General features: G+C 62.3%; 15 protein-coding genes. 8 read left to right on the top strand and 7 right to left on the bottom strand.

The annotated features are described in order from the left end of the window. Window positions 1–125: 125 nt before the first annotated feature. Window positions 126–485, top strand: coding sequence for an Hsp20/alpha crystallin family protein (locus DP106_RS08430; RefSeq protein ID WP_120084672.1), 360 nt, complete (start codon window positions 126–128; stop codon window positions 483–485). Here DP106_RS08430 and DP106_RS08425 read toward each other — a convergent pair whose 3' ends face one another. From DP106_RS08425 to nucS, 3 genes are all read right to left on the bottom strand, one after another. Then, window positions 486–1,388, bottom strand: coding sequence for an ATP-grasp domain-containing protein (locus DP106_RS08425; protein WP_120084671.1), 903 nt, complete (start codon window positions 1,386–1,388; stop codon window positions 486–488). Window positions 1,389–1,431: 43 nt separating this feature from the next. Next, complete coding sequence (locus DP106_RS08420; RefSeq protein ID WP_120084670.1) at window positions 1,432–1,962, bottom strand: 50S ribosomal protein L16; 531 nt, start codon at window positions 1,960–1,962, stop codon at window positions 1,432–1,434. A 94-nt stretch (window positions 1,963–2,056) separates the two neighbouring features. Beyond that, complete coding sequence (gene nucS / locus DP106_RS08415) at window positions 2,057–2,929, bottom strand: endonuclease NucS (RefSeq protein ID WP_120084668.1); 873 nt, start codon at window positions 2,927–2,929, stop codon at window positions 2,057–2,059. Window positions 2,930–3,021: 92 nt separating this feature from the next. Here nucS and DP106_RS08410 point away from each other — a divergent pair, with 92 nt between their 5' ends. The 4 genes from DP106_RS08410 to hemH all read left to right on the top strand — a co-directional run bounded on the left by DP106_RS08410 (window position 3,022) and on the right by hemH (window position 6,377). Beyond that, the gene (locus DP106_RS08410; protein WP_120084667.1) at window positions 3,022–3,456 is read left to right on the top strand and encodes an SRPBCC family protein; all 435 of its coding nucleotides are present in this window, start codon (window positions 3,022–3,024) and stop codon (window positions 3,454–3,456) included. A 127-nt stretch (window positions 3,457–3,583) separates the two neighbouring features. Beyond that, entirely contained in the window at window positions 3,584–4,876 is a 1,293-nt protein-coding gene (gene hemG, locus DP106_RS08405) for a protoporphyrinogen oxidase (RefSeq protein WP_120084666.1), read from the top strand. Window positions 4,877–4,929: 53 nt separating this feature from the next. After that, a complete protein-coding gene (locus DP106_RS08400; protein ID WP_321167548.1) occupies window positions 4,930–5,139 on the top strand; it encodes a rubrerythrin-like domain-containing protein in 210 nt (69 codons plus the stop codon). A 170-nt stretch (window positions 5,140–5,309) separates the two neighbouring features. After that, complete coding sequence (gene hemH / locus DP106_RS08395) at window positions 5,310–6,377, top strand: ferrochelatase (protein WP_120084664.1); 1,068 nt, start codon at window positions 5,310–5,312, stop codon at window positions 6,375–6,377. Here hemH and hemE read toward each other — a convergent pair. Continuing rightward, complete coding sequence (gene hemE, locus DP106_RS08390; RefSeq protein WP_120084663.1) at window positions 6,374–7,378, bottom strand: uroporphyrinogen decarboxylase; 1,005 nt, start codon at window positions 7,376–7,378, stop codon at window positions 6,374–6,376. The two genes, hemH and hemE, sit on opposite strands and share 4 nt — an antisense overlap. Window positions 7,379–7,517: 139 nt before the next feature. On the opposite strand from hemE, the gene DP106_RS08385 reads away from it, so the two are divergent. Then, window positions 7,518–7,970, top strand: a complete 453-nt coding sequence (locus tag DP106_RS08385; protein ID WP_133305119.1) for a hypothetical protein — start codon at window positions 7,518–7,520, stop codon at window positions 7,968–7,970. Between the two features lie 31 nt (window positions 7,971–8,001). Here the strand turns inward: DP106_RS08385 and DP106_RS08380 are convergent, their stop codons facing one another. Further along, on the bottom strand, window positions 8,002–8,700 hold the full coding sequence (locus DP106_RS08380) for a metalloprotease family protein (RefSeq protein ID WP_165857852.1): 699 nt from the start codon (window positions 8,698–8,700) through the stop codon (window positions 8,002–8,004). A gap of 253 nt (window positions 8,701–8,953) precedes the next feature. On the opposite strand from DP106_RS08380, the gene lrp reads away from it, so the two are divergent. Beyond that, window positions 8,954–9,415: an HTH-type transcriptional regulator Lrp gene (lrp, locus tag DP106_RS08375; protein ID WP_120084659.1), complete on the top strand. Its 462-nt coding sequence runs from the start codon at window positions 8,954–8,956 to the stop codon at window positions 9,413–9,415. Here the strand turns inward: lrp and DP106_RS08370 are convergent, their stop codons facing one another. Together DP106_RS08370 and DP106_RS08365 are read right to left on the bottom strand one after the other, a co-directional pair. Next, complete coding sequence (locus DP106_RS08370) at window positions 9,416–9,937, bottom strand: magnesium transporter (protein ID WP_120084766.1); 522 nt, start codon at window positions 9,935–9,937, stop codon at window positions 9,416–9,418. Window positions 9,938–10,025: 88 nt separating this feature from the next. Then, on the bottom strand, window positions 10,026–10,598 hold the full coding sequence (locus DP106_RS08365) for a magnesium transporter (RefSeq protein WP_120084658.1): 573 nt from the start codon (window positions 10,596–10,598) through the stop codon (window positions 10,026–10,028). Window positions 10,599–10,686: 88 nt separating this feature from the next. Here DP106_RS08365 and DP106_RS08360 point away from each other — a divergent pair, with 88 nt between their 5' ends. Continuing rightward, window positions 10,687–12,228 carry a phytoene desaturase family protein gene (locus DP106_RS08360; protein ID WP_120084657.1) on the top strand — a complete coding sequence of 514 codons (1,542 nt, stop codon included), beginning with the start codon at window positions 10,687–10,689 and terminating at the stop codon, window positions 12,226–12,228. The last annotated feature ends 4 nt before the right edge of the window (window positions 12,229–12,232 follow it).

Here is a 12,232-nt window from a genome sequence, read left to right as displayed (position 1 = left end):
AACGACAGCACGAGGCTTTCGATGCCGATCGCAGAGCAGCAGCTGCCCGCAGTATAGTACAAGACGTACATCACTAGTCAGCGGGGACAGAACGCTTTTTGCGAGGGGGAACCATGCATGTGTGTATGCATAGTGACGACCGCGACGACCCGTTCGGCGATATCTTCGATGAGATCGAGCGGATGATGGGCGAAATGAACAGCCCCGATGAAGCCGGGGCCGACACACACGTCGATGTCTATGAGACCGACGACGCTGTCCGGCTCGTCGCGGATCTCCCCGGGGTCGACAAAGGCGATCTCACACTCCAGTGTGACGGCACGACACTCACGATCCAAGCAACCACAAGCCACCAGGAGTACAACGAACGCGTTCGGCTGCCGGCGGCGGTCGACGAACACTCCGCGGAGGCGACGTTCAACAACGGTGTGTTGGAGGTCACGTTTGATCGAGCAGAGGCGTCGGCGGCGATCGACGTCGAGTAGTCACGACCTGTTTTCGGCGGTCTCACGAATGCGTTCGGCGAGTCGATCATAGAATCCGTTGTCGTACTTGTCGGCGGTATCGACTGTTGGGCGGGCGTTTGTTTCGTTGACCACGAGCCGATCGTCGGTTTCCAACAGATCGACGCCGAGATACGGGACATCGAGTGCGGCAGCCGCCCGTTCGGCAAGGCGGCGGTGAGACTCCGGCAGGTCGACACCGGTCGCCTCAGCCCCCCGATGGACATTGTGTTTCCAGCGGCCCTCAGCGAGGTCGGCAGGCAGGCGGCGCTGGACGCCGCCGACGCAGTCGCCGTCGATCACCATCGCCCGGTAATCACGGGCGTCGGGCAGATACTCTTGGATGAGATAGGATTTGTCACCGGTGGCGCGAAAATCGTGGATCAGATCGAGGTAGTCGACGACACCGAGCAGCGAGTCGATATCGCTGGCTTTGGCGACGCCGACACCGCGGGTCGCCGAGTTTGGTTTGACGACAACCGGGAAGGAGAGCCCGGCGACGGCGTCGACAACGGCCGACTCAGCGACCGGATTCGAGAGCATCACCGAGTGCGGAACCGGGATGTCGGCCCGATCAAGGGCGGCGAGGACGCCGCTTTTGTTTCGGGAGGTGAGAACGGCCTCCCGGTCGTTGACCCACGGGATGTCGAGCCCGGCGGTGATCGCCGCTCCCTCCATCAGCCGGCCAGGATAGACAAGCCCAACGTCGAACTCGGTGACAGCGGTGTCGTCATCGGCCTCAGCGGTAGCAGCGACAGCACTGTCGGTTAGCGGGAGCGCCCGTTCTTTCGCTTGGAGGTGGGCGGTGTCGATCCCGCGGTCAGCCAGCGGCTCGCGCAGGCGGGCGAACGTCTCAGCGTTGGTTGTGACCGCCAGCCGGAGCATGCGCTACTGTTTGCGAGAACAGCGAAAAGAGGTGTCGATCCGCTTAGGAGACGAGCAGTTCCTCGCCGCGTTCGACGTTGATCCGGCACGGCGGGGAGATCTTGTTGTACGCGCGGCGGAAGGCTTCCTTGACAACCGGTGCCTGCTCGGCGGTGCAGTAAGCGGTGAAAACCGGCTCGCCGGCACCGATACGGGCGGCGGTGCCGACGATCTTGCCGAAGGACTGCCGCATCCCGTCGGAAACACGATCGGCCCCAGCACCGGTTGCCTGTTTGTTCTCTCGAATGACCTGGTGGGGGAACTTCCGAAGCTGCATCTTGTACTCGCCTTCGCCGAGTTCCTTCAACAGGTGGCGGTTCGCCGAGAGCCGCGAGGACTCAAGAGAGCCGTGGCGGAGCTGGACTTCCTCCTCGGTTTCGAGGGTGATCTTGACGGGGTAGTCGTCCGGATCAGCCTGCAGGTCGCCCATATCGTGTTGGGCGATCTTCGAACCCGGAATCCCGGTGATATACTCGCGTCGTGTGTACGAGGGCTTGTCGATCTCCCTGTACATCGAGGCTGGTTTCTCTCCCATGATTACTTATCGTGGCGAACGCCGCTGGCCCGAATAAAGCCTTCGAATACAACCCACAGGCGACGCCTGTGAGGCGGTGACACGGCCAAATCCGTCAGTGTGACTCCTCGTCGGCTGAGAGTGTTCTAGCCGGCTCGCCATCATCGTCTCCGGTGGCATCGCCAGCGGGGTCGTGTGCCGAATCGTCGACGGCGTCAGTTTGCGATAGTTCGGTGTCGAGGGTAGTACTCCCACCAGCGTCGCCGGTCGACGACGGCGGTTCGACAGCAACAAACTCCAACCCGTGTTCCGCAAGCAGTCGCCGAGCCCGGTCGGTCACCGATGGCGCGACCAAGATTCCACGCACGGCTGCGTCGTCACCGTCTTCGCGCTCAATGGCCGCGACGTATCGCTGGAGTTGGCTCGCGGCGCTCGGGCCGACCCGGCGGCGCTTGAGTTCAACGACGACAGGCCGCCCGTCGGTATCGCGGCCAAAAAGATCGATCGGGCCGGCATCGGTCGGCCGCTCGGTCGCCAGCGGCTCGAAGCCGGACTCGATAACGGCGGGGCGATCGAGCAGGGCGTTCCGTAGGTCGGCTTCGCTGCCAGTGACGGAGAGGTCACGGCGGCCGCTGACCGCCATCGCAGACAGCTGTTCGACCGTCTCAAAATGGACATCCAGCGTCTCGTCGGGTGAGGTGCGGACGCTGCGAACGCGGAGTCGGCCATCGCGGACGGCGGCGTGATGTTCCGACCCCGGCGGCTGCCAGTTGACCGGCTTCTGCTTCTCGTCGGTGTGTACCAACGCCGTCCCATCCGGTTTAAGCAGCAGCAGCCGACGACCCAAGCCAAGTGAGGAGGCTGCTCGGCCGTCGTACTCGACAGTACAACGGCCAAATATCGTGATGAGGTCGCCGCGCTCGAAGGCATCCTCAAGTTCCCAGAGGGCCTCTCGGTGGGTCGGCTCGTGGACGGTTGTCGCGGTCACTACTGACGGCTACAGCCGGGAGGGACAAAAACAGCCGGTCGACGGCGACACGCGCACGGAATCACTAAGACACGCCTCGTTGTAGGGTCGCTATGGTAGCGGTAAGCGACGGGATCGCGATCGACGCATCCCCAGAGACAGTCTTCGAGTACCTCGATGAGCCGGCCAACCACCGGACGATCACGCCGGCGATCACCGACATCGCAAATGTCGAACCGATAGACAACGGCGGCAAAGAGCTCGAGTTTACCTACCGGATGGTCGCCGTCGAGGTTGAGGGCCATCTCGTCCAAACCGTCCACGAGCCGCCGACCTGCCATCGGTTTGCGATGGACGGCGCGCTCTCGGGGGAGCTAACCGTCGATATCGAGGCCACCGACGACGGCAGTTGGGTCACCTACACCGCCGAGTACACGATCCCCGGACAGGTGATCGCCAGAGTCATCGAGCCGTTTGTCCGCCGGTACAATCAGGGCGAGCTGCAGTCGACGCTGGCGAATCTCAAAGCCAAGATCGAAGCGACGTGAGCACCCCAACGCGGAAGCGTTATTCACCGAGCCCGGCTAGTGTTCCCACAATGAATCGACAGCCGTGGACACGCCTCGGTCGCGGTGGCCAAACCGCCGCCCGACGCCGGCCGCGAGGAGGCTGACAGTGCGGGTCGGCGTTGTCGGTACCGGTATCTCCGGGCTCACCCTCGTCGACGCGCTTGCCGACCGCGGGATCGACGTTGTCGCCGTCGAGTCACGCGCCGAGGCCGGCGGGATCGTCCGCAGTCAGCGGATCGACGGCCGGGTCGTCGAACTCGGCCCCCAGCGGCTCCGGCTGACCCCGAGTATCGAATCGCTGGTCGACGAGCTCGGTCTCAACGAGCAGCTTCGTATCGGCGACGACGACCAGCCGCTGTACATCTACCACAACGACGCGCTCCGCGTCGCCCCGCTGTCGGCCCGGGAGGCGGTGACGACGAGTCTGTTGAGCCCGCTTGGCAAGCTGCGGATTCTTGCCGAGCCGCTGACCGCCCCTGCCAAGCCCGACGAGACGGTCGATGAGCTTCTTGTTCGGCGGTTTGGCCGGCAGGCCGCCCGGCGGTATATGGGCCCGCTGTACAGCGGGCTGTACGGCACCGATCCCCGAGAGATGCTGTACGAGTACTCGCTGGGGCGGGCCCTCGACAACGCGGGGGTCGGTCGCAGTCTGCTGTGGTGGGTGGCCAAACGCGTCGTCAAGGGGCGAGCGGCCCCACCGATCTGTACGTTCGACGATGGGCTCGGAACGCTGACCGGCGCGCTGTATGAAGCCCACAGTGACGTGATCGACCTCGACACTGCTGCAGTCGAAATCAGGGGTCACAACGGGAGCGTCGATGTCGATGCCGATGGCGGCTTCGAGATCGTCACCGAGACCGGCAGCGAGATCGTCGACGAGGTGGTGGTGACGACGCCAGCACCGACGAGCGCGAGGCTGGTTGAGCCACTCGACACCGACCTCGCGGCAACGCTGGAGCGATTCCGGTACAACCAGATCACGATGGTGTTTCTCGATTCCGACTTCGATCGGGAGGGGATCGGCGCGCTGGTGCCGCCGGACGGCGATCTGCCGATCAGCGGCACCACATGGAACGCGAGCTTTCTGGATCGAGACCGGCTGTTCACCTGCTATGTCGACCCGAACAGCGATCCGGAGCTGCCGAACCGCACCGACGAGGATGTCGGGGAGTTGGCCGCCGACGCCTTCGAGGAACTGACCGGCGCGGCGGCAACACCGATCGGCGTCCACACGTGGACACCGGGGATGCCAGCGTATGATGGCTCCTGGACGGCGATGGATGATATCAAGCCGCCCGAGGGGCTGCGGTTCTGTGCGAACTTCGTCGGTCGACCCGGGATTCCCGGGCGAATCCGAAGCGCGAAACGGATCGCCCGCGAGATCGGCGAGCGTGAGTGAGCAGTGTCGGTTGGGCTCCGTACTCCGCAGAAGCGGACAGTATCAAGGGGCGTATGTATTTCCTATTACAATTAATATTATATTCCGTCGCGGCCTATCGCCGGTGTATGCCTCAGGGAAACGACGTTGAACATGCGAACGACCCCGAAAGCGCGTCTACGTATGAATGTCTCCGGTGCGGTGCAATTGGTGAGTCAGACGCACACCCGAATACGTGTGAGTGTGGTGGGCAGTTCACCAATCGCGCAAAATCACTTGAATAGCGGGCCGGTTCTGCAAACGCATCGAGGCGATCAGCAGAACACAACCCGACCGCAACACGACGCTGACACCCGCCTGTTTTTGTGCCACGAAGGTCGGGCAAACAGCGTGACAACAGTGGTACGAACGTCGTATGCGAAGTTGCTTTACCGCCGACGCCCCAACCGCTCATATGGCAACTGCGATTGTCCTGTTAAACTTCGGTGAGCCAGCAAACCCCGACCGAGAGACCGTCCTCGAATACCTGACACGGATCTTCTACGACAACGCCTCCCTAGAGGATGCCGAATCCGAGGAGGAAGCCTGGGAGCGCTCCCGCGAACTCGCTCAGCGACGCCTCCCAGGGCTGATGGAGGAATACGAGGAGATCGGTGGCTCGCCGCTGCAGGGGCAGGCGGGCGAGCAGGCCGACTCCCTAGAGGAAACGCTAGCCGACCGCGGCCACGATGTGGAGATCTATCACGCGATGCAGTTCATGGAGCCACTGATCGACGATATCCCCGCAACGCTGGCCGACGACGGGATCGACGAGGTCATCGCGCTGCCGATCTACCCGTTGTGTGGCCCCTCGACAACTGTCTCGTCAATCGATTCCCTAGAGGACGCCATCGATGACCACGACGACTACGACCCTGAGTTCAGTGCGGTCACCGGCTGGCATCGAGCCCCGACGTACAACCGAATCCGTGCGGAGTCGATCGGCTCGTTCCTTGATCAAAACGATGTCGACCCGAACGATCCCGACACGGCGTTTGTCTTCTCGGCGCACGGCACGCCGATGAAGTATCTCGATGAGGGGTTCAGATACGATCAGTACGTCGAGGAACACGCCGAGGCCGTCGCCGGCATGGTCGGCATCGACAACTACGAGATCGGCTTCCAGAATCACGCCAACCGTGGCATCGAGTGGACAGCCCCCGAAACCGAGGAACTCGTCGAGGGGCTCGGCGAGGACTTCGAGCGGGTGGTCGTCGAACCGATGAGCTTCATGCACGAGCAGTCGGAGACGCTCGTCGAACTCGATGTCGATCTTGCGGAGGATGCCACCGAGGTTGGGCTTGATCTCCACCGGGTGCCTGTCCCCCATGATGACCCGCGGTTCCCGGAGCTGCTGGCGGATATCACCGAGCCGTTCCTCTCGGAGTTCGCGCCGGCGTACTACCAGCTCAGACAGTGTCAGTGCCGCAATGAGCCGGGGACGTACTGCTTTAACGCCGAGCTGCCGCCACAGGACGCTTAACGCGACTCTTTTGCGGTCTCGAAAAAGGCCGCGACGTTTTCGACCGGCGTGTTACGGTCGACGCCGTGGCCGAGATTGAGAATGTGACCGGTGTCGCCGGCGGCATCGATAACCTCGCGGGTTCGCTCACGGACGGTTTCGGGATCGCCGTAGAGCAACGCCGGATCGAGATTCCCCTGGATCGCCACATCGTCAAGCTGCTGGCGGGCGGTGTCGATATCGACCGTCCAGTCCAAAGAGACCACGTCCGCACCGCTGTCGGCAAGCAGTTCGAGGTTGCCGCCCATGTTGCGGACGAAAACGATCGTCGGCACGTCAACCGCATCGAGAATCCGCTGATGACGGGGAACGATGTACTCCGCGTAATCGGTCGGCGACAACAGGCCGGCGTAGGTGTCGAACAGTTGGATCACGTCGGCACCGGCGTCCTCCTGATACTGACAGTACTCGATCAACACGTCGGTGAAGGCATCAAGCAGTCGCTCGAAGGCCGCCGGGGCCTCCGCTCTGAGCCGCCGGACGGCCATGAACGACCGGGAGGTGCTGCCCTCACAGGCGTAGGCCGCCAGGGTAAATGGGCCGCCAGCAAAGCCCAACACAGCCGCCTCGTCGCCGAGGGTGGCGGTCAGTCGCTCGATGAGTTCGCCAACATACCAGAGTTGCTCCCGCACGTCGCCGACCTCGCGGTGGGTATCCGCCGGCGACGACACCGGATTTTCGATCACCGGGCCGACGCCGGATTCGATATGGTAGCTGAACCCCAGCGGTTCAAGCACGGTGAGGATGTCGGAGTACATGACAACCCCGTCGGGTTGGAACCGCTCGTAGGGCTGCAGCGAGATCTCGGTGGCGATATCCGGCGTCGAGATGGCCTCCTGAAAGGAATGGGACTCCCGGATCTCACGGTACTCCGGCAGATACCGGCCGGCTTGGCGCATCATCCAGACCGGCGGACGGTCGACCGGCTCGCCCCGTACCGCCTTCCGGAAGAGATCATTCATAGCTGGGCGTACGCCGAGTGGCCGCCTAATACTTGTGAAAGGGGGCGACTGAATCCGGGGGCGACACCAGGCGACCGACAGCGGCGATACCGCGGTGGTGGCACCAATGCTTTTGCTGGTGTCGACCGTTCGATCAGCTATGGTACAGTCAGGCTCACCGGGCGATACCCTGCCCCCTGAACAGGGGACGGGATACGGATCGAGCCGGTGGCTCACCATCGTCGGTGTCGGGTTGTGGCTCGTTGTACTCGCCGCATTTGGGCTGTTGGTCTTTAGCGATATTGGCGGCAGCGACACCGGATCTGTCGTGTTGTTGGTCGGGGCCACAGTGGTCGCAGCGACGGTGGTACTCGTCGTCAGTGCCACGCTGTATATGGTTTTCGAGCGGCTGAATCTCGGCGGCGGCGCGATAACGCTGCTTGTGGCACTGATCGCCACGATCGCGGTGCCGGTCGGGATGCTGTTTCTCCTGTCGCAACTCGGCGGAAGCGGTGGCGGCTCGCTGCTCGGTGGGCTCATCGACAGCCTGCCGGTCGGCGACAGCCTGCGTCGAACCGCCGGCCCGGTACTTGAGGGGCTGCTCGGTGGTTGAATCAGGCGTGGGCCACACAGGCCAACGAGAGTTATCGAACGGATACCAGCACACCCATCGCCCGAAGCTGATCAAGACAGTCGAGAAGCATCTTCGAGAGCACCGCACCCAACCGTGGCGAGCCGTCCCAACAGCCCCACTGACCACCGAAGACACAGCCGAGAAACGCGGCCGGCGATAGGTCGTGAAGGGCCATCATCCCGCCGAGCACAGCAAGCGACAGCGGGACAGTGAGTCGGTAGCTGCCGACACGCCCAGCCAGCCGGCGAAGCGCGTACAGTGGGCCGACGACGACCGCCAGCGGAACCCGATACCACCGCGCGGTGGTGGCGGCCCACACCGTCCCGAGATCGGTCGAACTCGGGAGGCTATGGGTGAGCGCGGCGATAGCTACCCACCACAACAACCCCCCGGTGACGACCGCGTCGACCCCGCTCCCGGTGTATATCGCAAGCGAGTATTCGAGCAGCACGGCCGCAACGGCGATGTTGCCCGCCAGCGGTGCGAGGGCGATCGCCGCAGTTGTCGACCATCGGCTCGGCGTCGCATGCTGGACATAGCCGGGCGGCCCCGTTAGTTGAAAGTACACGGCTGACTGCACCGGTACGCCTGCAAGCAGGCAGGTGAGGCGGTGGGCGAGTTCATGGAGAACGATCCCCGGTGCTGTCGCCAACCGAAACAGCAACGAGTATCCGCGGCGGCCCAACATACCGAAACTGCGCCCACCCATCGACCGATGTAACCACCGCCGAGCGTATGAACGTATGCCTCGGACAGCGAAACAGCGCACGGAGCGAAGCGTTCGGAGACCAAACGAGTGTATTGATTTAAAGAAAATAGCAAACATATGGTTTTCGTATTGTCGAGAGAGGGCACCGCAGATTAGCTTGGTTTCCAACGACTGACGACAGGTGGCTCGGTGTGCGTCGACAGTCCCCGCTGAAGCTAGTAGTTTAAGTTCCACAACAATACAAGCCAAAGACATGACGTACGAAAATCTTGATGCGGAGTTGCTGAATGAACTGCTTGGCGATGGGCGAGCAAGTCTGCGAAGCCTTGGAGAGACGCTCGATGTGTCGGTGACGACGGTCTCTAACCATCTTGAAGCGCTCGAAACAGAGGGGGTGATCGACGGCTACACCCCGATCGTCGACTACAACAGACTCGGGTACGACGTGACCGCGATCATCCATCTGAAGGTCGAGGGCAGTGCGATGCAGGCGCTAACTGATCGGCTCCGAGCACAAAAACAGATGATCAGCGTCTACGAGACAACCGGCGATTACGACATCATCGCCGTTGGCAGATTCGAGGATACCGATGGGATGAACGAGCAGATCAAGGCCTTGCTGGCCGATGTCGACATCAACGAATCAAACACGAGCGTCGTGCTCAACGCTGTCACAGAGCACGAACAGTTCGAACTCGATGTCGACGCGGCGTGATCAACCCACCAACACCCACCGCGAGACGGCAAGGAAGACAAGCATCCCGAAGACATCGACGATGTTGGTGACGATCGGGATTGTGGTGTCGTCGGGATCGATCCCAAGCCGGTAGGAGCCGTAGGTCGCGACAACGCTGGCGACGACGGCGATAGCAGCGACCGACAGCCCGCTGGCAAGCGAGATCCAAAGCAGTTGGCCGAGCGTCAGGGTGGTGCCGACACACCTGCCAATCAGCCAGACGACAACCGCAAGGGCGGTAAAGATCGTTGCTGCAAGCGCGAAGATCGCCGCCACATTCGCCCACAACAGCCGGTCGGTCGGATCGAACGTCGTCGTGCCGAGGTGGAGCCGCGTCGAGAGCCGCGCGCTGAGGATCGAGCCAAGATTGCCGCCCATCCCGATCATCGCCGGCACCATCACCGCCAACAGCCCGTAGCGATCCAGCAGGTCGCCGGCGTCCTCCAAGGTGATCCCGGCCCAGAGGACAATCCCGCAAAGCACGACCAACAGCGGAAACATCGTCCGAACGATGTGGCCGGTTCCCCAGCTGCCGAGCTCGGCGTCGGTCAACAGCGCCACCGGCGACCACCTCCCTGGGAGAGACAGTTCACGAGACAAGCACCTCGACAATCACCACCGCGAGAAACAGAAACGCCATCCCGAAGACATCGCCCAGCGTTGTCACGATCGGGCCGACGAGGTTGTCCGGGTCGCGGCCGGTCTTATAGCCGGCAAACAACAGCGTGAGCAGCCCGACGATCATCACAGCCGCAGTCAACAGGCTAGCGATGAGGACGATCCCAACGAGGACTCGCAGTGGTGCGGGCTCCCGGCCAAGCAGCCTCAACACACCCCACGAGAGCGAGCCGATGACGATCGAGATGCCGACAGCGTTGATACCCGAGGCGATGATCGCGTTAACCAGACGATCGTTCCACTCGAACCGGGGCTGAATGAGGCCCTGGTGGAGCCCGGTGGCGATCCGGCCGCCAAGCGAGCCATAGACGTTACCCCGGGTCGCCAGAAACACCGGCACCATCACCAGCAGGCCGGGGAAGTCAGCGACACTGTCGAGTAGCCCCGACAACACAAGGCCGGAACACAACCCGCCGAGTAGCGTGATCGCCAACACCGGCAGCGCCTCCCGATAGATCGACCAGAAGACGCCGCGTGGCTGCATGGATACTCCTTGGCGAGGCCACAACTAAAACTACTGCGCCCGCTGAGTCCGTCCCTTTATTTGACTGACGACCGTTCATAGAGATAGTATGGCGACCGCCAGCGACGACGACACACCAGCGACTCACGGCGGCGACGAGGGCCGCTACGACGGCGACATCCCGGTCGACGGCGACGATATCGTGATCGTCGGCAGCGGCTTTGGAGGCTTATCAACGGCTTGTTATCTTGCCGACGCCGGGGCAAACGTGACCGTCGTCGAGAAAAACGAACAGCTCGGCGGCCGAGCTAGCCAACTCCAAGCAGAGGGCTTCACCTTCGATATGGGGCCGTCGTGGTATCTCATGCCCGATGTCTTCGAGCGGTTTTTTGGCCACTTCGGGAAACAACCGAGTGACTACTACGAACTCAGCCGGCTTGATCCCCACTATCGGATCTTCTTCAAGGATGGCGATCAGGTGGATATGGTGCCCGATCTTGAAACGAACAAGGAGATATTTGAGGGGTACGAGCCCGGCGCGGGCGATGCGTTAGACCGGTATCTCGACAAATCCGAGTACACCTACGATGTCGGGATGGAACACTTCGTCTACGAGGATCGACCCCGCCTGCGAGACTACATCGATACCGACGTGTTCCGGTACTCCTGGGGGCTCTCGCTGCTTGGAAAGATGCAAGGCCACGTTGCGGACTACTTCGAACACCCCAAGCTCCAGCAGATCATGCAGTACACCCTCGTGTTCCTCGGGGGATCGCCGCAGAACACGCCCGCACTCTACAACCTGATGAGCCACGTCGATTTCAACATGGGTGTCTACTACCCGGAAGGCGGGCTTCGCGCGCTCGTCGACGCGATGATCGACCTCGGTGAAGAACTCGGCGTCGAGTACGTCACCGACCAGCCGGTCGACGAGATCGCCGGCCGGAAAGGCGGCTTTGCGGTCAGAACCGAACGCAGCGAGGAGTTCCTCGCCGACTACGTTGTCTCCAACGCCGACTACGCCCACACCGAGCAGGAGCTGCTGCCACCGGAGAAACGGCAGTACGACGAGGACTACTGGGAGAGCCGCACCTACGCCCCGTCGGCGTATCTGCTCTATCTCGGCGTCGAAGGCGACGTTGAGCCGCTGGAGCACCACACACTCGTGTTGCCGACCGACTGGGACGACCACTTCGCGAAGCTATTTGATGACCCACAGTGGCCCGACGACCCTGCCTACTACCTCTGTGTGCCATCAAAAACCGACGACAGCGTTGCTCCCGAGGGCCACAGCAACCTCTTCGCGCTCGTCCCGATTGCGGCTGATCTCGACGACACCCCAGCGTTACGCGAGGAGTTCCGCGAGCTCGTACTCGACGACATTGCTGCCAACACAGGCGTCGAGTTACGGGATCGCATCGTCTTCGAGAAATCGTTCTGCGTCAACGATTTTGCTGATCGGTACAACTCGGCGCACGGCACCGCACTCGGAATGGCCCACACGCTCAAACAGACCGCCCTGCTGCGGCCAAACCGCAGATCGACGGAGGTCGATGGGCTGTATTTCACCGGATCGTATACAACACCGGGCATCGGTGTTCCGATGTGTCTGATCAGCGGCCAACACACCGCCGAAGCGATCGAGGAGTGAGACC

Source organism: Halonotius pteroides, assembly GCF_003605635.1.
Classification (GTDB): Archaea; Halobacteriota; Halobacteria; order Halobacteriales; family Haloferacaceae; genus Halonotius; species Halonotius pteroides.
Note: the sequence above shows the minus strand (reverse complement) of the source record. Positions and strands in the feature narration are given on the sequence as shown.

What these genes read in the sequence shown, in the direction of transcription:
- DP106_RS08425 (WP_120084671.1), bottom strand. Translation starts at nt 1,388, where the DNA reads ATGCTCCGGCTGGCGGTCACAACCAACGCTGAGACGTTCGCCCGCCTG.
- DP106_RS08400 (WP_321167548.1), top strand. Translation starts at nt 4,930, where the DNA reads ATGTATTTCCTATTACAATTAATATTATATTCCGTCGCGGCCTATCGC.
- DP106_RS08360 (WP_120084657.1), top strand. Translation starts at nt 10,687, where the DNA reads ATGGCGACCGCCAGCGACGACGACACACCAGCGACTCACGGCGGCGAC.
- DP106_RS08430 (WP_120084672.1), top strand. Translation starts at nt 126, where the DNA reads ATGCATAGTGACGACCGCGACGACCCGTTCGGCGATATCTTCGATGAG.
- DP106_RS08380 (WP_165857852.1), bottom strand. Translation starts at nt 8,700, where the DNA reads ATGGGTGGGCGCAGTTTCGGTATGTTGGGCCGCCGCGGATACTCGTTG.
- DP106_RS08370 (WP_120084766.1), bottom strand. Translation starts at nt 9,937, where the DNA reads ATGTTTCCGCTGTTGGTCGTGCTTTGCGGGATTGTCCTCTGGGCCGGG.
- lrp (WP_120084659.1), top strand. Translation starts at nt 8,954, where the DNA reads ATGACGTACGAAAATCTTGATGCGGAGTTGCTGAATGAACTGCTTGGC.
- DP106_RS08365 (WP_120084658.1), bottom strand. Translation starts at nt 10,598, where the DNA reads ATGCAGCCACGCGGCGTCTTCTGGTCGATCTATCGGGAGGCGCTGCCG.
- DP106_RS08410 (WP_120084667.1), top strand. Translation starts at nt 3,022, where the DNA reads ATGGTAGCGGTAAGCGACGGGATCGCGATCGACGCATCCCCAGAGACA.
- hemE (WP_120084663.1), bottom strand. Translation starts at nt 7,378, where the DNA reads ATGAATGATCTCTTCCGGAAGGCGGTACGGGGCGAGCCGGTCGACCGT.
- hemH (WP_120084664.1), top strand. Translation starts at nt 5,310, where the DNA reads ATGGCAACTGCGATTGTCCTGTTAAACTTCGGTGAGCCAGCAAACCCC.
- DP106_RS08385 (WP_133305119.1), top strand. Translation starts at nt 7,518, where the DNA reads ATGGTACAGTCAGGCTCACCGGGCGATACCCTGCCCCCTGAACAGGGG.
- DP106_RS08420 (WP_120084670.1), bottom strand. Translation starts at nt 1,962, where the DNA reads ATGGGAGAGAAACCAGCCTCGATGTACAGGGAGATCGACAAGCCCTCG.